Here is a 23,112-nt window from a genome sequence, read left to right as displayed (position 1 = left end):
CGGCACGTCGCCGAGTTGTCCGTTGCATCGTCCGGCGACGCGCCGCCCCTCGGTGGGGGTGGCGCGTCGCCGGACGCCATCCGCTCGGCGACCCGCGCACCGGAGGGCAGCGCCCGATGACCGTTCCCGACGTGACCGTGGTGATCGCGGTCTACGACACCATGCCGTACCTGACCGCCTGTCTGGACTCGCTGGTCCGGCAGACCATCGGGCACGCGCGCATGGAGGTGGTCGCGGTCGACGACGGCTCCACGGACGGCGGCGGCGCGCTGCTCGACGAGTACGCGGCCCGCCACCCCGGCCTGTTCCAGGTCGTCCACCAGGCCAACTCCGGCGGCCCGGCCGCCCCCACCAACCGCGGTCTGGCGCTGGCCCGCGGCCGGTACGTGCTCTTCCTCGGGGCCGACGACTGGCTCGGCGACGAGGCTCTGGAGCGGATGGTGACGGCCGCCGACGAATGGGGGTCGGATGTGCTGATCCCCAAGCAGGTCGGGGTGAACGGGCGGCTGGTGCCGCAGGGGATCTTCCACGCCACCGAGGCCTCGGTCGGCTTCGAGGACTCCGCGCTGGCCTGGGCGCTCGCCGACACCAAGCTGTTCCGGCTCGACCTGGTCCGGCGGCACAACCTGGCCCGCAAGGAGGAGCTGAAGGTCTACTCCGACCAGCCCTTCACCCTGGCCGCCTGCCTGCGGGCCCGGCGGATCTCCGTCCTCGCCGACTACGACTACTACTTCCTCGTCCTGCGCGAGGACCGCGGCAACGTCACCCAGCGGGCCGGCGCGCTGGACCGGATCCGCGGCGTCGCGGCGGTCCAGTGGGTGGCGGCCGAGCTGGCCGCCCCGGGCGGGCAGCTGGACGCGATCAAGGCGCGGCACTTCGGCTGGGAGGTGCCGCAGCTGCTCCAGCCTGACCTGCTCGCGCTCGACGGGGCGGCGCGGCGGGAGATCTGCGCGGGGGTCGGCGAGCTGGTCCGGGGCTTCGAGGCCCGCGAGGTGTACCACCGGCTCGCCGTGGCGGACCGGGTGCGGCTGGAGCTGGCCGCCACCGGGCGGTACGCGGAACTGGAGGAGCTGATCGGCTGGGAGGCGGCGCACGGCGGGCCGCCGGAGGTGGTGGAGACCGGCGCGGACGGGCGGCGCCGGCGGTACGCGGGGTACCCGGTGTTCCGGGACGGCGCGGTGGGGCTGGCGGACGAGCTGTTCCTGCTGGGGGAAGAGCCGGAGGGGGAGGAGTCGGTGGTGGCACCGGTGCCGGAGTCGGATGAGTCGGAGGCGGGGGTGGGCGCCGTCGTGATCCCGCGGCCGCGGTCGGCGGCGGAGGCCGAGGCCGCCCCGCCGCCCACGCTGGCGCAGCAGCTGTGGCGCGGGGTCGTCCCGGTGCGGGTGCGGCGCCGGCTGCGCCGCTCCCCGGCCTGGCGCCGTTTCACCGCCACCGTCACCGCGGGCGGCCGGAACGGGGGCCGGGGATGAGCGCGCCCGGCTTCCGCACGCCCGACGGCCGCGTGCCCGGCTTCCGCGCGCCCGACGGCCGCGCGCCCGACGGCCGGTCGTCGGCCTCCGGGCCGCTCGACATCTGCGTGGTCGGCCTGGGCAAGCTCGGCCTGCCGCTCGCCGTCCAGTTCGCCGCCAAGGGCCATCGGGTGACCGGCGCCGACATCGCCGTGCCGGTGGTCGAGGCGGTCAACGAGGGCCGGCCGCCGTTTCCCCGGGAGGCCGGGCTGGACGAGGCGCTCAAGCGGGTGGTCGCCGAGGGCCGGCTGCGCGCCACCACCGACACCACGGCCGCCGTCGCCGGGGCCGAGGCCGTCGTCCTGGTCGTCCCGCTGGTCACCACCGCCGACGGCACCCCGGACTTCACCCTGCTGGACGCCGCCACCGACGCGGTCGCGGCCGGGCTGCGCCGGGGCGCGCTGGTCAGCTACGAGACCACCCTGCCGGTGGGCGTCACCCGGGACCGCTGGGCGCCGCGGCTGGCGGCCGGCTCCGGGCTCACCGCCGGCCGGGACTTCGCGCTGGTGTTCAGCCCCGAACGGGTCCGCACCGGCCGGGTCTTCGCCGACCTGCGCCGCTACCCCAAGCTGGTCGGCGGCATCGACCCGGCCGCCACCCGGCGCGGCGCCGAGTTCTACCGGGCGGTGCTGGACTTCGACCCGCGCCCCGACCTGGACGCCCTGGGCCGGCCCAACGGCGTCTGGACGCTGGAGTCGGCCGAGGCGGCCGAGTTCGCCAAGCTCGCCGAGACCACCTACCGGGACGTCAACATCGCGCTGGCCAACCAGTTCGCCCGGTACGCGGACCGGGTCGGGGTGGACTTCGCGGCCGTCGCGGACGCCTGCAACTCGCAGCCGTTCAGCCATCTGCACCGGCCGGGCGTCGCCGTCGGCGGGCACTGCATCCCGGTCTACCCGCGGCTCTACCTGTGGAACGACCCCTCGGCGACGGTGGTCCGGGCGGCCCGGGCGGCCAACCTGGAGATGCCGGCGTACGCGGTGGGGGTGCTGGACGGCGCGCTGGCCGGCGGGATCGCCGGGCAGGGCGTGCTGGTGCTCGGCGCCGCGTACCGGGGCGGGGTCAAGGAGACGGCGTACTCGGGGGTGTTCCCGCTGGTGGAGGCGTTGCGTGCGGCGGGCGCCCGGCCGTACGTGGCCGACCCGCTGTACCGGGCGGCGGAGCTGACGGCGCTGGGCCTGCCGGCGCACGGCGGCGAGCCGGTGGTGGCGGCGGTGCTCCAGGCGGACCACCCGGAGTACCGGGAGCTGGCGCCCGCCGACCTGCCGGGGGTGCGGGTGCTGCTGGACGGGCGGCGGTGCACCGATCCGGCGCCGTGGGCGGGCGTGGACGGGGTGCGCCGGATCGTGCTCGGGGGCGCGTGAGTCCGGGCTGACGGCGGGCGCGGGGGCGGAACGGCGCGTGTGCACGGGGCGCGCCGCCGCTCGCGCCGGGCAGCGGGCAGACTGGCGGGGTGAGCGACGAAGCCTTCAGCGGGACCGGGCCCGGGGTGCGGTTCACCGCGGCCGACGAAGAGAAGACGCGTGGCGTCCGCCGGATGAAGACCATCGCGACCGGCCTGCTGGCCTTCGCGACCCTGGTCTTCGCCCTGGCCACCTGGGCGAAGGCGGCCGGGGCCGGCGCCTGGGCGGGATACGTGGCAGCCGCCGCCGAGGCCGGCATGGTCGGCGCGCTGGCCGACTGGTTCGCGGTGACCGCGCTGTTCCGCCGCCCGTTCGGCCTGCCGATCCCGCACACCGCGATCATCCCGACCAAGAAGGACGCGTTCGGCCGGTCGCTCGGCGACTTCGTCGGCGAGAACTTCCTCTCCGGCCACGTCGTGCGCGGCCGGCTCGGCGCGCTCGGCATCGGCCGCCGGCTCGGCGAGTGGCTGGCCGCCCCGGGCAGCGCCGAGCGGGTCACCAAGGAGGCCTCGGCGGCGCTGCGCGGGGTGCTCGCGGTGCTCCGCGACGACGACGTGCAGGCGGTGGTCGCCGAGGCGGTCACCCGGCGGGCCGCCGCCACCTCGGTGGCCGAGCCGGCCGGGCGGATGCTCGGCAAGGTGGTCGCGGACGGCGGCCACCACGGGGTGGTCGACCTGGTGGCCGTCCGGGCCCACGACTGGCTGACCGAGAACCACGCCGAGGTGGTCCAGCGGGTCACCCAGAAGACCCCCGGCTGGACCCCCAAGTTCCTCGACCACCAGGTCGGCGAGCGGGTCTACAAGGAGCTGATGCGCTTCGTCACCGACATCCGGGACGACCCGGAGCACCCGGCGCGCGGGGCCGTCGACAACTTCCTCGCCGACTTCGCCACCGAGCTGCAGACCGACCCGGAGACCATCGCCCGGGTCGAGCGGGCCAAGGCCGAGCTGCTCGCCCGCCCCGAGGTGCAGGACCTCATCGCCTCCACCTGGGCCGCCGTCCGCTCGCTGGTGCTGAACGCCGCCGAGGACGAGGACAGCGAGCTGCGCCGGCGCATCCGCGAGGGCGTGCGGACCTTCGGCACGCGCCTGGCCACCGACCGCAAGCTCCAGCAGAAGGTGGACGGCTGGCTCCAGGACGCCGCGCAGTACCTGGTCGACACCTACCGGACCGAGATCACCTCGCTGATCTCCGAGACGGTGGCGGGCTGGGACGCCGACGACGCCTCGCGCAAGATCGAGGCCAACGTCGGGCGGGACCTCCAGTTCATCCGGATCAACGGCACCGTGGTCGGCGCGCTGGCCGGGCTGCTGATCCACACGGTGGCGGTCGGCCTCGGCGGCTGAGCCGTCCCCGTACGTCCGCGCATATCCTTGCGGACACCGCTTGACACGCGCGTAGACCTCAGAACAGAAGGGCACACCACCGTGGTCCAGCCGGACGGAAGTCGGATCGGAACCCCCAGCAGTACCCCGCAGGCCGACCGGAGCATCGAGGCGTTCATCGCCGGGATGCCCAAGGCGGAGCTGCACGTCCACCACGTCGGATCGGCCTCGCCGAGGGTGGTCGCCGAGCTGGCCGCCCGCCACCGCGGCCGGGCGAAGGTGCCCGCCGACCCGGCGGCCCTCGCCGAGTACTTCACCTTCACCGACTTCGCCCACTTCATCGAGGTCTACCTCAGCGTCGTGGACCTGATCCGCGACGCCGAGGACGTCCGCGCGCTGACCTACGGCGTCGCCGAGGACATGGCCCGGCAGAACATCCGCTACGCCGAGCTGACCGTCACCCCCTACTCCTCGGTCAGCCGCGGCATCCCCGACGTCGCCTTCATGGAGGCCATCGAGGACGCCCGGCTGCGCGCCGAGAAGGAGCTCGGGGTGGTGCTCCGCTGGTGCTTCGACATCCCCGGCGAGGCCGGTCTGGCCGCCGCCGAGGAGACCGCCCGGCTGGCCGTCGACCTCGCCCCCGAGGGCCTGGTCAGCTTCGGCCTCGGCGGCCCGGAGATCGGCGTGCCGCGCCCGCAGTTCAAGCCGTACTTCGACCGGGCCCGCGCGACCGGCCTGCACAGCGTGCCGCACGCCGGCGAGACCACCGGTCCGCAGACCGTCTGGGACGCGCTGCGCGACCTCGGCGCCGAGCGGATCGGCCACGGCACCCAGGCGGTGCACGACCCGGCGCTGCTCGACCACCTCGGCGAGCACCGGATCCCGCTGGAGGTCTGCCCGACCTCGAACATCGCCACCCGCGCGGTGGAGCGGATCGAGGAGCACCCGATCAAGCGGATGGTCGACGCCGGCCTGCTGGTGACCGTCAACAGCGACGACCCGCCGATGTTCGGCACCGACCTCAACACCGAGTACGCGGTGGCGGCCCGGCTGCTCGGCCTGGACGAGGCCGGGGTGGCGTCGCTGGCGCGCAACGCGGTGGAGGCGTCCTTCCTGGACGTGGCCGGCAAGACCCGGCTGGGCGGGGAGATCGACGCCTACCTGGCGCGGTGGCAGCAGGGCTGACCTCCCGCTCCTCCCGGCGCTCCGGGCCTCGTCGGCGGTTCGCCGGCGGGGCCCTCGCCGTCGATGGCATCACTCACTCGTTCGAGTGGCGCCATGAGGTGGTGCCAAAATCGCTCGACATGGCGCCACGGGCGTGCCATTCTCTTGGCATGGATCTCACGCCGTACGTCGACAACCTCCGGCACGAGCTCGCGGTGGCCGCGGGCGCGGGCGGGGACGAAGCCCGCGCTCTGGCCGAGCGCCTGACCTTGCCGCTGGAGTCGGCCGTCCGGCTCACGCTGCTCAACGCGCTGTCCGCCGCCATGGGGGAGGTCACCCGGGAGCTGGCGCCCGGCTCCGTGGACGTCCGGCTGCGCGGGCTGGATCCGGAGTTCGTGGTGACGGCGCCCCCGTCGGTCGATCAGCCGTTCCACGACGCGGGGCCGCCGGTCTCGGTGATGGCGCCATCCTCGGTGCCATCCGGGGCGGCCTCCGGGGGTGCCGGCGGGGAGGCGGTCGAGGACGGCAATACCGCCCGGATCAACTTCCGGCTCCCCGCCCAGCTCAAGGCCCGGGTCGAGGAGGCCGCCGGGCAGGAGGGGCTCTCGGTCAACGCCTGGCTGGTCCGGGCCGTCGGCGCCGCGCTGGAGCCGGGCGCGCCGCCCGTCCGGTTCGAGGCGCGCGGTCGGCGCGGCGGCGGCCAGGGCTTCACGGGGTGGGTCCGCTAGCGGCACCTGGTCCGTCCCGGGTTCGGGGCGGGGCGGGCTTCAGGGGGGTGGAGTTCAGGCTCCTGCGGCCGCCGTGACGGGCGGCGGCCGCAGGTCAGGGGTTCGGTCGCGCTTCGGCGTTCAGCGCGGGAGGCGCAGTGAGAGGCCGTCGAGGATGACCTCCAGGCCGTAGGCGAACTTCGCGTGGCGCATGTCGGCGGGGTCGGTGGTCGCGGCGGCGGCCGCGGCCTCGGCGAACGCGTCGGCGAGGAACTCGGTGTCGGCCACCGCCTCCTGGGCGGAGGGCATCAGCCGGGCGAGGAAGTCCGCCTCGCTCTCGCCGCTCCGGGCCACGGTGACGAGGTAGGCGGCCTCGGTGTTGCTCATCCCGACCACGAAGGAGAGCACGGTGTCGATGGCCCGCGACGGCTCCGGGAAGCCGATGGCGATGAAGAGCGCGGCCATCCGCTCGGAGACGGCGACCAGGTTGGGGCCCAGGTAGACCAGTCCGGCCTGGCCGATGACGGAGGCCAGCCAGGGGTGGCGCAGCACGGTCGCCCGGAAGGACTCGCAGGTCTCGGTGACGGCGGCGCGCCAGTCGGGCGCGCCGGCGTCCGGGACGACGACCTCGCCGAAGACCTCGTCCACGGTGAGCTCGATCAGCTCGTCCTTGGTGGCGACGTGCCGGTAGAGGGACGTCGCGCCCGCGTTGAGGCGGGCGCCGAGCTTGCGCATGGAGAGCGCGTCGACCCCGTCGGCGTCGAGCATGGCGATCGCCTCGCGGACGATCACCGCCTGGCTGAGCGCGGGCTGCTCGGGCTCGCGCTGCCGGCGGGCCCAGACGGACGGGATCGGGTTGGTCTTCGCGGCCATCGGCCGGTCCTCCCTCGGTAGGTCAGTGCATCAGTAGATCAGTGCCAAGTCCCTGCGCACAGCGTACGCACTTTGCGAACACGGTGCGGGGGTTGCGCACACTGTTCCGCGCTGCGTACAGTGTGCGCATCGACGGAACATCGTACGCACGTCGTTACTCGGAGGGGAAAATCATGGAAGGCCGTAACCCGCGGCGCTGGTGGATCCTGATCGTGCTGAGCCTCAGCACGCTGGTCTTGGTGGTGGACAGCATGGCGCTGACGGTGGCGGTGCCGTCGATGACCGAGGACCTGAAGGCCACCGCACAGGACACGCAGTGGATCCTCGACTCCTACATCCTGGTCTTCGCCGGCCTGCTGCTGACCTCGGGGAGCCTCGGGGACCGGTTCGGCCGCCGCAAGCTCATGATCGTCGGCCTGCTGCTCTTCGGGGCGGCGTCGCTCGCGGCCACGCTCTGCAGCAACCCCGGTGAGGTCATCGCGAGCCGGGTGGCGATGGGTGTCGGCGGCGCGCTGATCATGCCCTCGACGCTGTCGATCCTCATCACCGTCTTCGAGGAGGACGAGCGCGGCAAGGCCATGGCGGCCTGGGGCGCGGTCTCGATGCTCGGCCTGGTCGGCAGCCCGGTGCTGGGCGGCGTGCTGATCGACCACTTCTCCTGGCACTCGATCTTCTTCATCAACGTGCCGGTGGTGGCGATCGCGATCACGGCTGCGCTGCTCCTGATGCCCGAGTCCAAGGGCCCGTGGCAGAAGCCGGACCCGCTGGGCGCGGTGCTCTCGGTGGTCGGCATGACCGCGCTGATCTGGTGGATCATCGAGATCCCCAAGCACGGCGCGTTCGGCGGCAACTCGCTGGTCACGCTGGCGGTGGCGGTCGTCTCGATCGTCGGGTTCGTGGTCTGGGAGACCAGGGTGGCGGAGCCGATGGTCCCGCTGGCCCTCTTCCGCAAGCGCAACTTCAGCGGCGGCTCGCTCTCGCTGACCCTGGTCCAGATCGGCAACGGCGGTCTGCTGCTGGTCCTCACCCAGTACCTGCAGTTCGTGCTGGACTACTCGCCGATGAAGGCGGGCCTGGCCTTCGTGCCGATGGCGTTCGCCGCGCTGATCGGCAACGGCGCCGGCGCCGGCCTGACCGCGAAGATCGGCTACCGGCCGCTGGTGCTGCTCGGCATGCTGGTGATGGCCGGGTCGTTCGTCCTGCTCAGCACGGTCGACGCGGACACCGGGTTCGGCGTCCCGGCGACGGCGCTGGGTCTGCTCGGCCTGGGCGCCGGCCTCGCGATGCCGGCCGCGGTCGGCGCGCTGATGGGGGAGATCCCGCCGGAGAAGGCCGGCGTCGGCTCGGCCCTGAACGACACCATCCAGCAGGCGGGCACGGCGCTGGGCATCGCGATCCTCGGCTCGCTGCTGGCCAGCGGCTACGCCGACAAGATGCCGGCGGGCTCCTCCGAGGTGGCCAAGCAGTCGATCGTCGGCGCGCTGGCCGAGGCCAAGGGCGACCCGGGCCTGGTCCACGCGGCCCGGGAGTCGTTCACCTCGGCGATGTCCACCACCTTCACGCTGAGCGCGGCGGGCGTCCTGGCGGCGGCCCTGCTGGCGGCGGTGGTCCTGAAGAACAAGAAGCCGGCGGCCGCCGGGGCCCCGGCGGAGGAAGCCGTCGAGCTGGCGGTCTGACAGCGGCGGTAGCGCGGAAGGCCGGTACCCCCGGGGAGGGGGACCGGCCTTCCGCGTCGGTGCCGGCGGCGGCCGGCGCGGGTGGCGACTACAGGACGATGTAGTCGGCCTTGTCGTTCCAGTTGCCGCCGTACGGGTAGCTGAGGCCCGTGAAGTCGTAGCAGTTGCCGTTCCACAGGTAGACCGAGGGGTCCGGCTGCAGGGTGCGGTCGTCGTAGACCGTCAGGTCACCGCTGGAGCGGAACACGCAGGCGGAGCTGGCCTGGTCGCGGAAGGACCAGTCGGAGAGGTACTTGGTGCCCGGCTGCGACCAGCGCAGCAGGACGCCGGAGAAGTTGGCGTGCTCCCAGAGGCAGGCGTAGCCGGAGGGGCAGTCCGAGGTCGCCTGCTGCGACATCCCGCCGTTGGCGGCCACCGAGGAGGAGGACGCGGTCCTCGCGGCCGGGGCGAGCGCCGGGTCCACGGTCGCGAGCGCCTTGTCGGCCTCGGCGACGCTGTCGTGGCAGTAGACCGCTCCGCCCGTCACCTCGGTGCAGACCCGGGCGCCGCCCCAGCCCTGGGACAGGTCGATCTTCTTGCCCCGGTAGGTGGCGATCACCGGCTTGGCCGGCGTTGCCTTCGCCGAACCGGCGCCCGGCTGGGCGTCGGAGGGCTGTGCGGCAGGCGCGGACGGCGCGGGTGCCGCCGAAGCCACCGGGGCCGCCAGCGTGAGCACGCCGGCAGCAGCGATGGCGACGGCGAGCGTGCGGAAGGAACGCACGGTCAACTTCTCCCTGGATGAGTCGTGGCAGGACTGTGCTGCCACGACCCAACGCCGGATCCGTCGTTCGCACAATAGTTCCGACAGGGACCGGTCAATGGCTGACCGAATTCGGTCAATGGCTTGATTCTGCGGCTTCCGCAGGCGGTGCCTCGCCGAGGGCGCCGACGACGCCCTGGGCGAGGACGGCGACCGACTCCACTTCCTCGCCGGCCTTGCCCCACGGGCCGTCCTGGGTCAGGACGGTGCGGGTACCGAGCAGCCGCAGGGTGGTCCGGTCGAAGATCCACTCGAAGCGCCGACCGTCGTTCACCCGGGCCACGGCCACCCCGTGCCGGCCGGTGGCGTCGACGGCGTCGTCGACGGTCTGCACTCCGGGGATGCGCGCGGCGGCGCGGTAGAGCGTCGAGCTCGCCAGGGGCGGGACGACCGAACCGCGCAGCAGGTCGCCGATGGCGATGAAGGCCTCGTGGTCGGCGCCGGTGGTGGAGCCCGAGCCGGTGCCGTGGTTGAGCCGGGTGTCGGAGTGGATCAGCGTCAGCAGGGTGTCCGGGTCGGTGGGGAGGTTGGCCAGCAGGCGGTAGGTGGGGGAGTTCAGCGAGCCGCGGGGGACGGCGGGGAGCTGTTCGTCGGTGCCGTCGTGGCGTTCGAGACCGGTGCGGGTGCCGTCCACGGCGGTCCAGCGTTCGGCGGTCTCGGTGGTGGCGGTGCGGGCCATCGTGCCGTCGGGGGCCTCGGTGAGGGTGACGGTGTGGCCGACCGTCCGGAGGTAGGTGAACTGGGCGTCCTGGGCGGGGGACTGCGGGAGGCCGTAGGCGACCTTGGCGATCCGGTCGAGGAGTTCGACGGAGGCGGCGGTCGCGGGTGGGGGCGGGTCGCCGGGGGAGGTGCTGTCGGGGACGAGGGTCAGGGCGGTGACGGCGGCGGCGGTGGTGGCGGCGGCGACCAGGACGAGGCCGCGCCAGCGGGTGGTGAGGGCGGTGAACGGGCGCGGGCGGCGGTCGAACTCGGTCAGCAGGAAGTCGCGCCGGGCGGCCAGGTGGGAGGGGGAGGGGACCGGATGGGGTGGCGGGGGGAGCAGCCGGGCGAGTTCACGCCGCTCGCAGTGCTCGTCCCACTCGGTGTGCTCGGTGTGCTCGGTGCGTGTGTTGCTCATGGCCGCCTTTCCTGGTGGTGGCCCACGGACTGATGGCTGATGGCGAGGCTGGCGGTGGGGGCGGCGGGGGCGGGCATGGTGGCGGCGGGCGGGGGGAGGACGGCGCACCGTGGCTCGGGGGGATCGTCGGCGTCCACGATCCGACGGAGCTTGTCCCGGACCCGGGAGAGGCGGGAGCGGACGGTGCCGACGGGTATGCCGAGGGCCTGGGCGGCCTCGGCGTAACCGAGGCCGGACCAGACGACGAGCGTGAACACCTCGCGCTCGGCGCAGCCGAGCTGGTCGAGGGCCCGGACGGCGGCTGCGGCGGTGCCGGCGTCGGTGATCCGGCCGACGACCTCGTCGGCGAAGTCGGGGATCGGGTCGCGGCGGGGGAGGCGGGACATGGCGTCGCGGTGGCGGCGGGCGGTGCGGGCGGTGTTGCGGAGGACGTTGGTGGAGATGGCGAGGAGCCACGCGCGGGGGTGGAGGACCTCGTCGCGGAGCTTCTTCCGGAGCCGCCAGGCTTCGAGGAAGGTGAGGGAGACGATGTCGTCGGCGATGTCGCGGTCCCCGGTGGATCTGTACGCGTGGGCGAAGATCGTTCGGGCGTGCTGATCGTAGAGCTCGGCGAACAGCTGGCGCTCGCCGGCCTGCGAATGCTTACTGGACAAGGAGGCCTCCACGCAGATGTGGTGTCCGCAGAGCGCGAGCGGTTCCGGGGAAGTTGGAGAAAGGTCGATCACACGTCGAACTCCCCGTTGCGCACCCCGTCGAGGAGGTCACGCCACTCGGCGACGGTGAGCCGGGCTATGGAGGAGGGCTGGAGGCTGCTTCGCACGTAGACGGCATCGCCTGTGATGGCCACCTCGGGGCAGTTGTTGCCATCACCACAGAGGCTGGGCTTCCGCCACGGGAGTTCTTCCACTGGATTCCTCACAGGTCCTTCAGGATGCCGGAGATGAGTTCGCAGGACTCGGTCGGGCCGAGAGCGCGGTCTCGCATCGCACCGATGATGTTCCGGTAGTTCTCAAGTTGGTTCACCTCGGTCAGAAACGCCGGTGATCCCACGGAGTCCAACTGGACGGTATCGAGGCGGGGCACCGGACCCTGGGCGTACATGACGGCCTGGCCCGCACCCTTGAAGCCCCCTGATCGGAACTCCAGAACGCGCAGGGTGATGTTGGGCTGCTCGGCCAGCGCCAGCATGTGCTTGAGCTGGGCCCTTGCCACGCCGGCTCCACCGAACTCCATCCGCAGCGCGGCCTCATGCACGATCGCCTCGTAGTCGAGGTCGCCGCGAGAGAGGATCTGCGAGCGGCGAAGTCGATTCTCCACTCGCGCCTCGACGTTCAGCGGTCGCAGTGGAGGATAGACCTCGCGGAATATCTCCCTTGCGGTGTCCTCGGTCTGCATCAGCCCGGGTGCATGGCAGATCTGATAGGTCGAGATGCCATGGGCGTGGTGCTCGACCTCGGAAATCTCCAGTATCCCCGCAGGGACCAGCCCTCGGTGTTCCTCCCACCAGCCCTTTGACCTGTCGGCGGCCATTGCGGCAACAGCGTCGACGTACGCGGAGTCGCCTTCTTCGTACTCGTCGGCGAGGGCGATCACGCGCTCGCTGCTGACCGGGTAGGTGCCCTGTTCGATCAGCGTGACCTTGCTGCGGTCCACTCCGAGAACGGCAGCAGCGTCACCTGCCGTGCGGCCGGCGGCTTCTCGCATCTTTCGAAGCTCGATGCCGACCCGCTTACGGCGTGCGGTCGGGATAGGTGGCATGTGCCAAGCATCTACCGCTGCGAGTGTGCCAGTCCAGCCCGGCGATAGGCACATCTTCTCTGATCGACTGGCAAATTTGCCGTCCCGTGCCCTACAGTCTGTGATGCACCGCTCACTGGACGGGTAGTCATCAACCTTCCGTCGTGCGGAAGTTGCCGTTTGGTGCGCCCCCACCTACACCGCTGGGAGAATCCCCATGTGTAACCGCAACACCCCCTCCCTCACCATCTCCCGCTGCGCCCTGCGCGACGCGATGGCCCGCTCCTCCTTCGACCCCGACGCCATCGCCGACGCCGAGCTCGCCCTCGTCGAACTGATCGTCAACGCCTGGAGGCACGGCCGGACCGAGTCCCCCGTCGTCCTCCTCCTGGTCCTCGACCGGACGCTCCGCGTCTCCGTCGGCGACGACTCCTCCGACCTCCCCGACCGCACCGCCCCGGCCGGCCTCGCCGAGTCCGGCCGGGGCCTCCAGCTCGTCGAGGGACTCACCCACCGCTGGGGCGTCGAGCCGCAGAAGCGCGGCAAGCTCGTCTGGTTCGAGTTGGACGCCGCCGCGTGACCGCTCTCGGTCTGCTGATCCTCATCCTGGTGGCCGCCGTCGTCGGCGGCGTCTGCCAGGTCCGCTCGCAGGCTCTCCGTGATCGCCACCGCGACCACGATCAGCGCATATCCGACTGACTCACCCGCCGGAAACGTGCGTCCGGCCTGGCCGACTGCCCGACGGCCAGGCCGGACCACGTGCGCATGCCCTGCGCTCCAATCGTCTCCGCCCTGACGGGTGCGCGTCCATCTGCCGATCGGCTGGAGGAAACTCCTCCTCCAAGCGCAGCGCATTCCGGAAACGCACTGCTCCCCGCCGTACATGACGGCACATCACACCGCGCCGACACGCCCCCTGACCGCCGCCACCCGGTCCGCCAACGGCCCCGGCTCGATGAACACGCACTCGTATCCCAACGAGGCGTACGCGTCCAGGTGGACCTGTTCGAACCGCAGCGCCTCCTCGAAGCCGATCCGCCGCGCCTCGGTCGGCGTGACGAACCCGAGGTTCCGGACGAACAACACCTCCCGCTCGTAGACCCGCCGCTCCCGGATGCGTTCCAACTCCCGGGCCAGGGTCGAACCGACGGGATGGCCCAGGTAGGTGGCCAGGGCGAAGGTGCAGACCGGCGACCGGTCGTAGATCTGCACCCGGCCGTCCAGGGCCGCCGCCCGCTCCTGCCGTCGGCGCTGCAGATCGGTGATCGCGTCCACGAAGGACGGTTTCGTCCACGGCGCGGGGTCGCCCTGGGCCTGCCGCAGGGCGATGACGTCCGTCGCCGCTTCCTCGACGACGGTGTAGCCGTCGTACTCCAGCGAACGAAGGATCGCCGTCTTTCCGGCGCCCGGGGTGCCGGTCAGGATGTAGCGCTTCATCGGTGCCCTCACATTCGGGATCGCAACACATCGACCTCACAGCCCGGCGCGAACGGGTCGAAGCCGTGCTCGACCAGCCAGCGAACCGCCAGCAGGCTCCGCAACGACCACCACGCGTGGATCACCTCGACATCCACCTCGCCGCCGTAACCGGCGATGACGTCGTCGAGACGCTCCTCGTGTCCGAGCGTGAAGGTGGCGAGGTCGTACAGGGCGTCCCCCCGCCCCGCCTCGGACCAGTCGATGATCCCGGTGACCTCGCCGCCTTCCACGAACACGTGCGCGATCTGCAGGTCGCCGTGCGTGAATGCCGGAGTCCACGGCCGGAACGCGGCCTCCGCGACTCGGCGGTTCCGGGCGACCAGCTCGGCGGGCAGGACACCGTTCGTCACCAACAACTCGCACTCATCACTGAGTTCCGCCGCCAGCGCGGCCACATCCCGCCCGGCCCGACCGGACCAGGACGGCAGCGGCGCGTCATGCAGCCTCCGGATGGCGGCACCCGCTGCGGCCCACTCCGCCGGCGCCCCGGTCGACGGCCCGCCGAGGCGCCCGAGCGTCCGCCCCGGGACCGCCGTGATCGCGAGTACGGGCGGCCTGTGCCACAGGACCTCCGGAGTCGGCACCGGCGCCAGGGCCATCGCCGCCACCTCGACATCGATGCGCGCCTGATCGGCGTCCACCTTCAGGAAGACATCCCCGACACGCAACGTCGCACGCTCGGAATGGGCGACGACGACCTCGACCTCATCCATGGCCGCCCAGTATCCCGGCCACCCCCTACCACCGTCGCCGGATTTCTCACGTGCGACGACGCGGCACCGGCTTCTGCGGGGAGTCGAGCCACACCGTGTGCGCGTCCGGGGTGACCGTGAGGCCGAACCGGTCGAAGCCGGGGCGGCCGTGCCCGTCCCACCAGCGCCAGGTGGCCTCCACCTCGTCCCAGAGCTTCCGGGGGCCGGACTGGTACACCTCGTACGCCGTGCAGCCCCGCTCGTAGTCGGCCGATGCCCACGAGAGGGTGTCCCGGCTGTAGAGCCACAAGGTGTACGCGCCGTCGCCGTAGCGCTCCGCCCGCCAGAACGCCCCGGGCACGCCGGCCCCGATGACGAACTGCTCGAACCACCCGCCCGTCTCCGGAGGAGCCAGGCGGGTGGTGCTTCTCACTCCGTCCGCCGGCCACTCCCGGCCGCGCAGGTAGTCCTCGAAGGGCGGCCGGTCGGTGCGCTGTTGGCGCAGCCGCATGAACGCCGAGTTGCGGGTGAGCCTGCCGCTCGCGCCGGTCCCGTCGTCGTTCACGGTCAGCCGGACGATCTGCTCGCCGCCGTACTCGGTACCGAACGGCGCCACGATGATCCCGCCGGGCGCCGTCTGCGTCAGCCATGCCGGAGGGATCTCCAGCAGGGAGCAGGTGGCGATGATCCGATCGTGCGGAGCGCCGTCGGGCCAGCCGTGCCGCCCGTCACCCTCGACGACGGTCGGCTCCAGTCCGGCCCGGTCCAGGTTCTCCCGGGCGCCGCGGGCGACATCCGGGTCGAACTCGACCGACACCACGTTGGGGCCTCCCAGGCGGTGGGCCAGCAGGCCCGCGTTCCACCCCGTGCCGGTTCCGACCTCCAGCACTTTGTCTCCTGGGCGCACGTCGAGGTCTTGGAGCATCGAGAACACCATCGTGGGCATGGAGTTGGACGAACTCGGGGTCGTCCCGAGTTCGTCCCCCGCGTGTTCCCCGTCGTCCCACTGCGTGGTCAGTGGGACGTCCGCGTGGACCGCCCGCCACCACGCCTCGGGGTCCTGCGACCGGTATACCACCGCCGTCTGCCGGGTGCCGTCCGCGATGCCCGGCCAGATGCGGTCCGGGACGAACAGCTCCCGGGGAACGGCCTTGAAGGACGGGAGCCAGTCCGAGAAAAGTGCGCCGCTCGCCACCAGCGCGGAGGCGAGCCCCTGGGGGCCCGCCTCCTTGTGCGTCTCGCCGGTCACTTGCCGCCGCCGCCCGCCGGGGCCGAACCGTCCGAGGTGTTGCCACCCTCGTCGGAGCCGCCGCCGCCGTGCCCGGCGCCCTTGTTGCTGTCGTCCTGCTGCTTGCCGCCCTTGCCGTCGCCGGACCCACCGCCGTGCTTGCCCATGGTTCTTCCCCTCTGGACAGGCCGAGGTAGCTCCTCGGCCGCCTGCTTCGCTGATGCTCGCGAGGCTACGGACGGCAAGGTGCCGATCTCTACGAACTTGCATGAGCTTGCGCGCCAACTTTGATGCTGAATAGTGAGATTGACGGCACGTCTGCTGCTCGGAGATGCTTACGCAAGCCCGAGCAGGCACCTAGACCAGGGAGCCGGCCATGGCCGTGGAGTTCGTTGGCATCGACCCCGACAGCGACCGGGACCACTGCCCCACCGTGTGGGTGGACCCGGAGGCCCAGGAGATCCTCTTCCAGGGGTGGAACCCGCGCCCCGAGATCCAGACGGAATGCGAGGGAAGCAGCCCCGCGAACGGACCGGTGCCCGACAATGAGGCCATCGTCAGGCTTCCGGCCCGGATGGTACCCATGATCAGGGAGGCGTGTGATGCCATCGAGCGTGCCCGGCTTCGCTGAGCTGCTTGGGCAATGTGAGCGCTCCGCCGTTCATCTGGAGCTGCGCGACTCGTACGCCCCGACGGAGCGATTTGATGCCTGGCAGCACGGTGAGCGGATCAGCTGGGAGGACCGGGAGTCCTGGTGGCACCCGTATGACCAGCTGATCGCGGACACCGTGTCGCGAGGTGTGGTCATCCGCCGAGCCCGAGTCGTCTCCGAGCCGGTGTCCGAGTACATCCGGTGGGAGCACTACGTCACCCACGCCAACATCACAGCGGGAGAGCAGGTCCGCTGGCTGCCACGGCGGCGGGCCACGAGCATTGCCCTGCCGGGGAACGACTTCTGGCTCTTCGACGGTGCCTTGCTTCGGGTGCACCACTTCTCGGGGGACGGCGGCGTGGTCGAAGACGAGATCACGGCGGACCCCGAGGCCGTGGCCCTGTGCGCCACCGCTTTCGAAGCGGTCTGGGAGAAGGCGATTCCGCACCACCTGTACGAGATCTGACGAAGGCCGGCTCGGCTCCATGCCCGCACACCCCTCCGAAAGCGTTCAGAAGGCTCGCGAAGCCCTGGCCGGTCGGCTGGGCGAGCTTCGGAAGGACGCGGGGATCAGTGGGCGGGAGTTGGCCGTCAGGTGCGGCTGGTCGGAATCGAAGTCGTCCCGGATCGAGAACGCCCGGACGCCTCCCTCCGACGCCGACATCAAGGCGTGGTGCCACGCCTGTGGCGCCGACGATCAAGCCGCCGACCTCATCGCCGCCAACCGGCAGTCCGCCGACGCCCATGTGCAGTGGAAGCGACTCCAGCGCAGTGGGCTCCGCCTCCTGCAGGAGTCGGTCGGAGACCTGTACCGACAGACCAAGGTGTTCCGGGTCTACGTCTCCGACGTGATCCCCGGGTTCCTCCAAACGCCCAGGTACGCCGCCGCCTTGCTCTCGGCCATCGCGGACTTCCGGGGAACCCCGGACGACGTGACCGACGCCGTGGCGGCCCGCATGAGGCGCAACGCGGTGCTGACCAACGGCGCACACCGCTTCTCCTTCGTGCTGGAGGAGTCCGTGCTGCGGTACCGCGTGTGCGGCGCCGAGACCATGGCGGCACAGCTCGGCCACCTGCTCGGGGTCATGGATCTCCCGAACGTCGCCGTGGGCATCGTCCCGTTCGCGGCACAGCGGGCCGTGTGGCCCATGCCGACCTTCACCATCTTCGATGCCGCCAGGGTTCACGCGGACACGCTGGACGCGGCCGCCACCCTCACGCAGCCCGGCCAGATCGACCTGTACGCCCGGGCGTTCGATCGGCTCTCGCAAGGGGCGGTCCGGGGTGGCCCGGCGCGCTCGCTGGTGGCCGACGCACTGGCGCGGCTGGACTGATGTCCGCGATCGGGATCGCGTATGGGCTCTGTTCCTAGGCCATCGCGCCGCCGGTGTTGCGGATCAGCTGCTGGAGCACCTTCATCGTGGTGACGTAGTCGGCGTCGTCGATGCCCTGGTGGATGAGCGCGCGGATCGCCGGGGCGTGCTGCTTTAGGTCGTTGCGCGCGGCCTCGCCCGCCTCGGTGATCCAGAGCCGCTGCTCGGCGTCCCGGCTGAGCCAGCCGAGCTCCACCAGGACCTCCGCCTCGGCCGCCAGGTCGTCCTCGGCCCGGAGGTAGGAGCTCATGGCCTGCTGGAGCTCGGGGACCGTCATGCCCTGACCGTCCGGCGAGATGTCGTTCTTCGACAGGTTGCGCAGTAGCCAGAACTGCGGCTGGCTGAATCCCCGTTCGGCCTGCTGGGCCCGGGTGAACGCGATGGTGGCCTCGTAGGCCAGCCGGGTCCAGTAGGCGGCCGGCTGCCCGGCGAGCTCGGCGTCGGTCATCTGCTGATCGGTGGTCATGTCGTACCCCCTGTACGTGATCTCTGATGTCGACAACCGTAGAACTTCAAGCTCACTTGAAGTCAAGCCCGCCCCGCAGGCCGCGCACTGCTACCGTCCCGGGATGACGAGATCCATGCAGTACGCCATCCCGGCCGTCGCTCTCGCGTTCGGCCTGGTGTTCGCCGGATTGCTCATGCTCCCGAGCCTCCTCGCCGACGACCCCCCGCCGAGCCCGGTCGGCCGGTGGGTGGGCACCGGTGAGGCGGGCACCCGGCTGGAACTCCTGGACGGCGGACGGCTCGGCCCGTCCGTCGTACCGGCCGCCGCCTGCGAGGACTCCTCGGCGGTGCTGCCGACGGCCGACCTGCTGGAGGTCGCGGACGGCACCTGGGAGGACCACTGGGAAACGGACTCGGGCTACCTGGTGGAGGTGCGGTTCGACCGGCCCCGGCGATGCCTGCTGATGTTCACCAACAGCGCCGACAAGGGGACGGGTCGCAGGCTTCTGCAGAACGTTCAGGACAACCCCTGGGATCTGAGACCCTCCGCGTGAGGCCCGCATGCCGACTGCCCGATGGGCACGGCGCGGACATGTAACGGATCGTCAAGTTCGGTGCCTCTCATCTGTGGGGGGCGCGATCACGCCGATGGCGCCCCGCGATACGACACCGACCGAGGAATCCGGGGATCGAGACATGAGGCGAGTACGACACTGGGCCGCGGCCGCGCTGGCGGCTTCCGTGCTGATGGCGGCGACGGCCACCGGGGCCACCACGGCCGCGGCGGCCGGGGCGCCGGAGGCCGACGGCGCGCGGGCGGCGGGGGCGCGCTTCACGCCGGCGAAGCTGCCGCTGGAGGGCGCGGTGCTCAGCTCCGGCGCGCAGCTCGACGCCCGCACCACCTGGGTGGCCGGGTTCCGGATCACCGAGGTCGGCCAAGGGTTGCGGTTCACCCCGGTGGTCGCCGAGCGGGTGGGCGGGGACGGTGCCTGGCGCGAACTCCCGGCCCCCGCTCCCGACTTCGACGGCCGGGCGACGGCGCTGGCGGGCAGTTCGCCGCGCGACGCCTGGCTCGTGGGCGATCGCGAGCCGCGCACCGGCCGGATCCTCGCCCGGCACTGGGACGGCACCGCGTGGACCGGCACCACCGTCGAGCCGCCGCCCGGCGAGGTCGGCTCCCTCTATCTGCTCGGCGCCTCCGCACCGCGGCCGGGCCGGGCCTGGGCGGTCGGCGGTGCGGCGGTCGTCACCTCCCGGACCCCGGGCCCGGTCCCCGGGAGCGACACGGTGGAGCAGCGGACCACCGGACTGGTCGAACGGTGGGACGGTACCGCCTGGCACCGGCTCGCCGTTCCCGAGATCGACGGGAACTGGTGGCTCAGCTCCGTCACCGAGATCGCGCCGGACGACGTCTGGGCGGTCGGGAACACCGCCTACCCCGACGACCAGCCCGTCCTGCTGCACTACGACGGCCGGGCTTGGACCAGGGTCGCCGCCCCCGCCTTCACCGGGCTCTACGGCGAGTACCAGAGCGTCGCGGCCGCCGGGCCCGACGACGTCTGGGTGGTGGGCCGGGCCGTCCTGACCGACAAGGACCGCGGCCACCCGCTGGTCGCCCACTACGACGGCCGCTCCTGGAGCACGGTGGCCGCCCCGGAGGGCGTGGCGGGCAAGCTGTGGTCGGTCACCGCCGTCCCGGGCGGCATGGCCGCCGTCGGCTGGGAGGCGAACGGCGGGCCGGACCGGCCGCTCGGCCTGCGCTTCACCCACGGCCGCTGGGAGACGCTCGACCTCGCCGTGCCCGGCTACGCCGACCTGTCCTACCAGGCGGTGGTGGCCGGGCCGGGCGGCCGGCTGACCGCCGTGGGCGCCGGCATCACCCCGAAGTCGTCGACCTACCAGCCGATGGTGCTCACCGGCCGCAGGTGACGCCGTCCTGATCCTGTCCCTGCCCCTGCTCCCGCGCCCGGTCCGGGTGCGGGAGCAGGGGCACGCGTGGAGCCGGACGGTCGGTTCGCCGCTCGGCGCCGTTCGGGGCGCGCGAGGTTCAGACGCGGCCACCGGACCGACCCCGACTCATCCTCGGAATGCCGCGAGGCCGCCCGAAACGCTCAGGGACCCGGCCCCGGCCGCCGGAGCGGCCGTCCCGCACAGCGTCTTGACCGCGAGCTTGACGACCGCCTCCTCCAGGCCCGACTGGTCCGCGCCCTCGTAGGTGTTGTACGACAGCGCCACCTGCCGCTCCCCGCCCGCCGTGCCGAACAGCAGCGTGCCCCAGCCGGGCAGTCCGCCGTCGTGCCCCCAGAGCGGGCCGCAGCCGAAGTCCGCCCGGGCCACGCCGAGTCCGTAGTCCGACACGCCCGAGCCGGTCGGCACCGTCCGGGTCAGCTCCGCCTGTTCGGCCGGGCGCAGCAGCTTGCCGCCGAACAGGGCGGCGTGGAAGCGGGCGAGGTCGGCGGTGGTGGAGATGCCGTTGCCCGCCGCGTCGGCGACGGTCGGGTTGAGCCGGGTGATGTCCGCCGGACCCGCCGGCATCTTGGCGTACGCGCGGGCGTGCGGGCCGTACAGGCCGGTCGCGGAGCCGGGGAAGACGGTGTCGTCGAGGTGCAGCGGCCGGACGATCCGCCGCTCGACCTCGCTCTGCCAACTGTTCCCGGTGAGCTTGTCGATCAGCATCCCGGCGAGGATGTAGTTGGTGTTCGAGTAGCGCCACCGCTCGCCCGGCGCGAAGTACGGCGCGTGCGACACGCCGACCGCGGCCAGCTGCTCCGCCCGGTAGTCCTGCCAGCGGCGCTGGCCGTAGACGTAGTCGGGGAAGTCCTTCTCGTCGTGGTAGAGGAACTGCGGGTCCTCCAGGTAGTCGTACAACCCGCTGGTGTGGTTGAGCAGTTGGCGGACGCTGATCGCCCCGCCGTTCGGGACCACGCCCGGCAGGTGGCGCTCGATCGGGTCGTCCAGCCGCAGCTTCCCCTCGGCGACCAGCTGGAGCACGACCGTCGAGACGAACGCCTTCGTCACGCTGCCGATCCGGAACCGCCCGTCCGCCCTGGCCGGCTGCCCGGTGGCCAGGTCGGCCTTGCCCGCCGCGCCGCGCCAGACCCGGCGGCCGTCCTGCCGGACCTCGGCGAACGCGGCCGTCGCGACGCCGCTCTCGACGAACGCCCGCACCTCCGCCTGCGCGTCGACGCCCGCCCGCGTGGTCGTCGCCGTCGGTGCGGTCGGTGCCGCGATCGCCGCGGGGGCGAGCGCGACCACGCTCGCCCCCGCCAGTGCGGCGGCGGCCAGCCGCAGCCCCAACCGGCGCTTCCCGTGCGGAGCTTGAGCTTGAGTAGACAGCAAGATGAACCACCCTCCCGGCCCGGACCTCCGGGCCCTCGTCAGTCAGATTCGCACTCGTCGGCCCGGGCCCGCGTCGCCCCCACGGGTTGCTTCGCCCGCCCCCGGCCGTCCCCCGGAGGACGCGCGCCACCCGGCCGAACGGCGGGGGTGGTGCGCGTCCGTTTCACCGTCAGCGGGGTTGACGCGGACCGCTACGGCTTGTTCAACGCAGGATCGTCAGCGGCGAGTCGGTTGCGGTCTCCTTGGCCGTCGGCACGTTCGCGCCGCACGCCGCCTTGAAGAGGAAGTCCGCGAACGACCGGCCGCCGTCCGGCGGCTCGACGCCCTCCAGCCCGTTCTGGGAGAGCGCGAACTGCCGCGACCCGTCCTTCGCCCCGAGCAGCACCGTGCCGTAGCCGGGGATGCCGCCGGTGTGGCCCCAGGCCTCGCCGCACGGCAGCTCGTACCGGATCACGCCCAGCCCGTACTCCGCGCCGATTCCCGGCGCCGGGACGACCGCCGTCATCTCCGCCAGCCGCGCCGCCGACAGCAGCTTGCCGCCGAACAGGGCGGCGTGGAAGCGGTTGAGGTCGGCGGTGGTGGAGATGCCGTTGCCCGCCGCGTCGCCGACGGTCGGGTTGATCAGCGTGACGTCCGCCGGGCCCTCCGGCAGCTGGACGTAGCCGTGCGCGTGCGGGCCCGGGATGCGCGGCGAGGAGTACGGGAAGACCGTGTCCCGCAGCTTCAGCGGCTTGACGATCCGCCGCTCGACCTCGCTCTGCCAGCTGCGGCCGGTCAGCTTGTGGATCAGCATCCCGGCGAGGATGTAGTTGGTGTTCGAGTAGTGCCAGCCCTGGCCGGGTGCGAAGTACGGCGCGTGCCCGACCCCGGCCGCGACCAGCTGCTCCGGGCGGTAGTCGGTCCACCGGCCCTTGGCGAGGAAGACCCGCAGGGAGGCCTCGTCGTGGTAGAGGAACTGCGGGTCCTCCAGGTAGTCGTACAACCCGCTGGTGTGGTTGAGCAGCTGTCGGACGGTGATCGCGGCGCCGTTCGGGACCAGGCCCGGCAGGTGGCGTTCGATCGGGTCGTCCAGGCGGAACCGGCCCTCCTCGGTCAGCTGGAGCAGCACCGTCGACACGAAGGTCTTGGTGACGCTGCCGATCCGGAACCGGCCGTCCGCCCTGGCCGGCTGCCCGGTGGCCAGGTCGGTCTTGCCGGCCGCGTCGTGCCAGAGCCGCCGGCCGTTCTCGCGCACCTCGGCGAGGGCGGCCGTGTCGCCGCCGCGCTCGACCAGGGCCCGCAGCTCGGGGCTCAGGTCGACCGCCGCGCGGGCGTCGGCGGACGCGGTGGCCGTCACGGTGTCGGCGTTCCCCACCGCCACCGCCGTCGGTGCGAGGGTGACGACGGTGGCCCCCGCCAGGGTGACGGCGGCGAGGCGCAGGCTGATGCGGCGGCGCGGACGGCCACCGGTCGCTCGGAATCCATGCATGGCGAATCCCTCCCGGGCCCGACCCCCGGGCCCTGCTGCCACGTTCGCACCCGCCCGGCCCCGGCCGCGTCGTCCTGCGGAGGACAACGGACCGGGCCCTGGGAGGTAGTTCCGACGGGACCGGT

The 23,112-nt window shown here is 72.5% G+C and carries 26 protein-coding genes; 13 read left to right on the top strand and 13 right to left on the bottom strand.

The features are described 5' to 3' along the window. The first annotated feature begins 116 nt into the window (after nucleotides 1-116). The 5 genes from AB0N76_RS02915 (at nucleotide 117) to AB0N76_RS02895 (ending at nucleotide 6,128) form a co-directional block, all read left to right on the top strand. Complete coding sequence (locus AB0N76_RS02915; RefSeq protein WP_363552455.1) at nucleotides 117-1,469, top strand: glycosyltransferase; 1,353 nt, start codon at nucleotides 117-119, stop codon at nucleotides 1,467-1,469. Next, entirely contained in the window at nucleotides 1,466-2,872 is a 1,407-nt protein-coding gene (locus tag AB0N76_RS02910; protein WP_363552453.1) for a nucleotide sugar dehydrogenase, read from the top strand. Before AB0N76_RS02915 ends, AB0N76_RS02910 begins: the two co-directional genes overlap by 4 nt. 89 nt (nucleotides 2,873-2,961) lie before the next feature. Continuing rightward, nucleotides 2,962-4,257 carry a DUF445 domain-containing protein gene (locus AB0N76_RS02905; RefSeq protein ID WP_363552451.1) on the top strand — a complete coding sequence of 432 codons (1,296 nt, stop codon included), beginning with the start codon at nucleotides 2,962-2,964 and terminating at the stop codon, nucleotides 4,255-4,257. A gap of 105 nt (nucleotides 4,258-4,362) precedes the next feature. Then, the gene (locus tag AB0N76_RS02900) at nucleotides 4,363-5,421 is read left to right on the top strand and encodes an adenosine deaminase (protein ID WP_363552661.1); all 1,059 of its coding nucleotides are present in this window, start codon (nucleotides 4,363-4,365) and stop codon (nucleotides 5,419-5,421) included. A 149-nt stretch (nucleotides 5,422-5,570) separates the two neighbouring features. After that, nucleotides 5,571-6,128 carry a hypothetical protein gene (locus AB0N76_RS02895; protein WP_363552449.1) on the top strand — a complete coding sequence of 186 codons (558 nt, stop codon included), beginning with the start codon at nucleotides 5,571-5,573 and terminating at the stop codon, nucleotides 6,126-6,128. A 120-nt stretch (nucleotides 6,129-6,248) separates the two neighbouring features. Here AB0N76_RS02895 and AB0N76_RS02890 read toward each other — a convergent pair whose 3' ends face one another. Further along, the gene (locus tag AB0N76_RS02890) at nucleotides 6,249-6,980 is read right to left on the bottom strand and encodes a TetR/AcrR family transcriptional regulator C-terminal domain-containing protein (protein ID WP_363552447.1); all 732 of its coding nucleotides are present in this window, start codon (nucleotides 6,978-6,980) and stop codon (nucleotides 6,249-6,251) included. 173 nt (nucleotides 6,981-7,153) lie between these two features. Between AB0N76_RS02890 and AB0N76_RS02885 the strand changes: the two genes are divergently transcribed. Then, entirely contained in the window at nucleotides 7,154-8,656 is a 1,503-nt protein-coding gene (locus tag AB0N76_RS02885; RefSeq protein ID WP_363552445.1) for an MFS transporter, read from the top strand. Between the two features lie 88 nt (nucleotides 8,657-8,744). Here the strand turns inward: AB0N76_RS02885 and AB0N76_RS02880 are convergent, their stop codons facing one another. The 5 genes from AB0N76_RS02880 to AB0N76_RS02860 all read right to left on the bottom strand — a co-directional run bounded on the left by AB0N76_RS02880 (nucleotide 8,745) and on the right by AB0N76_RS02860 (nucleotide 12,330). Beyond that, the gene (locus tag AB0N76_RS02880; protein WP_363552443.1) at nucleotides 8,745-9,416 is read right to left on the bottom strand and encodes a peptidase inhibitor family I36 protein; all 672 of its coding nucleotides are present in this window, start codon (nucleotides 9,414-9,416) and stop codon (nucleotides 8,745-8,747) included. Nucleotides 9,417-9,531: 115 nt separating this feature from the next. After that, nucleotides 9,532-10,572, bottom strand: coding sequence for a CU044_5270 family protein (locus tag AB0N76_RS02875; protein ID WP_363552441.1), 1,041 nt, complete (start codon nucleotides 10,570-10,572; stop codon nucleotides 9,532-9,534). Beyond that, on the bottom strand, nucleotides 10,569-11,225 hold the full coding sequence (locus AB0N76_RS02870; protein ID WP_363552439.1) for an RNA polymerase sigma factor: 657 nt from the start codon (nucleotides 11,223-11,225) through the stop codon (nucleotides 10,569-10,571). Before AB0N76_RS02870 ends, AB0N76_RS02875 begins: the two co-directional genes overlap by 4 nt. 68 nt (nucleotides 11,226-11,293) lie before the next feature. Next, nucleotides 11,294-11,479, bottom strand: coding sequence for a DUF397 domain-containing protein (locus tag AB0N76_RS02865; protein ID WP_363552437.1), 186 nt, complete (start codon nucleotides 11,477-11,479; stop codon nucleotides 11,294-11,296). Between the two features lie 8 nt (nucleotides 11,480-11,487). After that, nucleotides 11,488-12,330 carry a helix-turn-helix transcriptional regulator gene (locus tag AB0N76_RS02860; RefSeq protein ID WP_363552435.1) on the bottom strand — a complete coding sequence of 281 codons (843 nt, stop codon included), beginning with the start codon at nucleotides 12,328-12,330 and terminating at the stop codon, nucleotides 11,488-11,490. 196 nt (nucleotides 12,331-12,526) lie between these two features. On the opposite strand from AB0N76_RS02860, the gene AB0N76_RS02855 reads away from it, so the two are divergent. Together AB0N76_RS02855 and AB0N76_RS02850 are read left to right on the top strand one after the other, a co-directional pair. Then, nucleotides 12,527-12,889 carry an ATP-binding protein gene (locus AB0N76_RS02855; RefSeq protein WP_363552433.1) on the top strand — a complete coding sequence of 121 codons (363 nt, stop codon included), beginning with the start codon at nucleotides 12,527-12,529 and terminating at the stop codon, nucleotides 12,887-12,889. Further along, nucleotides 12,886-13,008 carry a hypothetical protein gene (locus tag AB0N76_RS02850; protein ID WP_363552431.1) on the top strand — a complete coding sequence of 41 codons (123 nt, stop codon included), beginning with the start codon at nucleotides 12,886-12,888 and terminating at the stop codon, nucleotides 13,006-13,008. The genes AB0N76_RS02855 and AB0N76_RS02850 overlap by 4 nt, the downstream gene beginning before the upstream one ends. Before the next feature lie 195 nt (nucleotides 13,009-13,203). Here AB0N76_RS02850 and AB0N76_RS02845 read toward each other — a convergent pair whose 3' ends face one another. Genes AB0N76_RS02845 through AB0N76_RS02830 form a run of 4 tightly spaced genes read right to left on the bottom strand, consistent with a single transcriptional unit; the run spans nucleotide 13,204 to nucleotide 15,875 of the window. Beyond that, entirely contained in the window at nucleotides 13,204-13,746 is a 543-nt protein-coding gene (locus tag AB0N76_RS02845) for an AAA family ATPase (RefSeq protein WP_363552429.1), read from the bottom strand. Nucleotides 13,747-13,754: 8 nt separating this feature from the next. Next, a complete protein-coding gene (locus AB0N76_RS02840) occupies nucleotides 13,755-14,501 on the bottom strand; it encodes a phosphotransferase (protein ID WP_363552427.1) in 747 nt (248 codons plus the stop codon). A gap of 46 nt (nucleotides 14,502-14,547) precedes the next feature. Further along, nucleotides 14,548-15,729, bottom strand: a complete 1,182-nt coding sequence (locus AB0N76_RS02835; protein ID WP_363552425.1) for a methyltransferase domain-containing protein — start codon at nucleotides 15,727-15,729, stop codon at nucleotides 14,548-14,550. Then, nucleotides 15,726-15,875 (bottom strand): hypothetical protein, encoded by a 150-nt coding sequence (locus tag AB0N76_RS02830; protein ID WP_363552423.1) that lies wholly within the window; start codon nucleotides 15,873-15,875, stop codon nucleotides 15,726-15,728. The genes AB0N76_RS02835 and AB0N76_RS02830 overlap by 4 nt, the downstream gene beginning before the upstream one ends. 209 nt (nucleotides 15,876-16,084) lie before the next feature. Here AB0N76_RS02830 and AB0N76_RS02825 point away from each other — a divergent pair, with 209 nt between their 5' ends. From AB0N76_RS02825 to AB0N76_RS02815, 3 genes are read left to right on the top strand one after another with little or no spacing between them, the layout of a single operon-like run. Next, a complete protein-coding gene (locus tag AB0N76_RS02825; protein ID WP_363552421.1) occupies nucleotides 16,085-16,339 on the top strand; it encodes a hypothetical protein in 255 nt (84 codons plus the stop codon). Further along, nucleotides 16,311-16,826, top strand: a complete 516-nt coding sequence (locus AB0N76_RS02820) for a DUF6879 family protein (protein ID WP_363552419.1) — start codon at nucleotides 16,311-16,313, stop codon at nucleotides 16,824-16,826. The genes AB0N76_RS02825 and AB0N76_RS02820 overlap by 29 nt, the downstream gene beginning before the upstream one ends. Nucleotides 16,827-16,845: 19 nt before the next feature. After that, nucleotides 16,846-17,694, top strand: coding sequence for a helix-turn-helix transcriptional regulator (locus AB0N76_RS02815; protein ID WP_363552417.1), 849 nt, complete (start codon nucleotides 16,846-16,848; stop codon nucleotides 17,692-17,694). Nucleotides 17,695-17,728: 34 nt separating this feature from the next. Here the strand turns inward: AB0N76_RS02815 and AB0N76_RS02810 are convergent, their stop codons facing one another. Next, nucleotides 17,729-18,199, bottom strand: a complete 471-nt coding sequence (locus tag AB0N76_RS02810; RefSeq protein WP_363552415.1) for a MarR family transcriptional regulator — start codon at nucleotides 18,197-18,199, stop codon at nucleotides 17,729-17,731. Nucleotides 18,200-18,302: 103 nt separating this feature from the next. Here AB0N76_RS02810 and AB0N76_RS02805 point away from each other — a divergent pair, with 103 nt between their 5' ends. Together AB0N76_RS02805 and AB0N76_RS02800 are read left to right on the top strand one after the other, a co-directional pair. Further along, nucleotides 18,303-18,734, top strand: coding sequence for a hypothetical protein (locus tag AB0N76_RS02805; RefSeq protein WP_363552413.1), 432 nt, complete (start codon nucleotides 18,303-18,305; stop codon nucleotides 18,732-18,734). 142 nt (nucleotides 18,735-18,876) lie between these two features. Continuing rightward, nucleotides 18,877-20,109 (top strand): hypothetical protein, encoded by a 1,233-nt coding sequence (locus AB0N76_RS02800; RefSeq protein WP_363552411.1) that lies wholly within the window; start codon nucleotides 18,877-18,879, stop codon nucleotides 20,107-20,109. A 147-nt stretch (nucleotides 20,110-20,256) separates the two neighbouring features. Here the strand turns inward: AB0N76_RS02800 and AB0N76_RS02795 are convergent, their stop codons facing one another. Both AB0N76_RS02795 and AB0N76_RS02790 read right to left on the bottom strand, forming a co-directional pair. Then, a complete protein-coding gene (locus tag AB0N76_RS02795; RefSeq protein ID WP_363552409.1) occupies nucleotides 20,257-21,477 on the bottom strand; it encodes a serine hydrolase domain-containing protein in 1,221 nt (406 codons plus the stop codon). Between the two features lie 244 nt (nucleotides 21,478-21,721). Beyond that, nucleotides 21,722-22,987, bottom strand: coding sequence for a serine hydrolase domain-containing protein (locus tag AB0N76_RS02790; RefSeq protein ID WP_363552407.1), 1,266 nt, complete (start codon nucleotides 22,985-22,987; stop codon nucleotides 21,722-21,724). Nucleotides 22,988-23,112: the final 125 nt, after the last annotated feature.

Origin of the sequence: Kitasatospora sp. NPDC093806, assembly GCF_040683335.1 — a bacterium.
GTDB lineage: Bacteria > Actinomycetota > Actinomycetes > Streptomycetales > Streptomycetaceae > Kitasatospora.
Note: the sequence above shows the minus strand (reverse complement) of the source record. Positions and strands in the feature narration are given on the sequence as shown.

Excerpts from the sequence above, each read along its gene's own strand:
- AB0N76_RS02815 (WP_363552417.1), top strand. The coding sequence starts at position 16,846 with ATGCCCGCACACCCCTCCGAAAGCGTTCAGAAGGCTCGCGAAGCCCTG.
- AB0N76_RS02790 (WP_363552407.1), bottom strand. The coding sequence starts at position 22,987 with ATGCATGGATTCCGAGCGACCGGTGGCCGTCCGCGCCGCCGCATCAGC.
- AB0N76_RS02805 (WP_363552413.1), top strand. The coding sequence starts at position 18,303 with ATGACGAGATCCATGCAGTACGCCATCCCGGCCGTCGCTCTCGCGTTC.
- AB0N76_RS02895 (WP_363552449.1), top strand. The coding sequence starts at position 5,571 with ATGGATCTCACGCCGTACGTCGACAACCTCCGGCACGAGCTCGCGGTG.
- AB0N76_RS02910 (WP_363552453.1), top strand. The coding sequence starts at position 1,466 with ATGAGCGCGCCCGGCTTCCGCACGCCCGACGGCCGCGTGCCCGGCTTC.
- AB0N76_RS02840 (WP_363552427.1), bottom strand. The coding sequence starts at position 14,501 with ATGGATGAGGTCGAGGTCGTCGTCGCCCATTCCGAGCGTGCGACGTTG.
- AB0N76_RS02890 (WP_363552447.1), bottom strand. The coding sequence starts at position 6,980 with ATGGCCGCGAAGACCAACCCGATCCCGTCCGTCTGGGCCCGCCGGCAG.
- AB0N76_RS02830 (WP_363552423.1), bottom strand. The coding sequence starts at position 15,875 with ATGGGCAAGCACGGCGGTGGGTCCGGCGACGGCAAGGGCGGCAAGCAG.
- AB0N76_RS02885 (WP_363552445.1), top strand. The coding sequence starts at position 7,154 with ATGGAAGGCCGTAACCCGCGGCGCTGGTGGATCCTGATCGTGCTGAGC.
- AB0N76_RS02845 (WP_363552429.1), bottom strand. The coding sequence starts at position 13,746 with ATGAAGCGCTACATCCTGACCGGCACCCCGGGCGCCGGAAAGACGGCG.
- AB0N76_RS02915 (WP_363552455.1), top strand. The coding sequence starts at position 117 with ATGACCGTTCCCGACGTGACCGTGGTGATCGCGGTCTACGACACCATG.
- AB0N76_RS02875 (WP_363552441.1), bottom strand. The coding sequence starts at position 10,572 with ATGAGCAACACACGCACCGAGCACACCGAGCACACCGAGTGGGACGAG.
- AB0N76_RS02810 (WP_363552415.1), bottom strand. The coding sequence starts at position 18,199 with ATGACCACCGATCAGCAGATGACCGACGCCGAGCTCGCCGGGCAGCCG.
- AB0N76_RS02800 (WP_363552411.1), top strand. The coding sequence starts at position 18,877 with ATGAGGCGAGTACGACACTGGGCCGCGGCCGCGCTGGCGGCTTCCGTG.
- AB0N76_RS02825 (WP_363552421.1), top strand. The coding sequence starts at position 16,085 with ATGGCCGTGGAGTTCGTTGGCATCGACCCCGACAGCGACCGGGACCAC.
- AB0N76_RS02860 (WP_363552435.1), bottom strand. The coding sequence starts at position 12,330 with ATGCCACCTATCCCGACCGCACGCCGTAAGCGGGTCGGCATCGAGCTT.
- AB0N76_RS02855 (WP_363552433.1), top strand. The coding sequence starts at position 12,527 with ATGTGTAACCGCAACACCCCCTCCCTCACCATCTCCCGCTGCGCCCTG.
- AB0N76_RS02820 (WP_363552419.1), top strand. The coding sequence starts at position 16,311 with ATGCCATCGAGCGTGCCCGGCTTCGCTGAGCTGCTTGGGCAATGTGAG.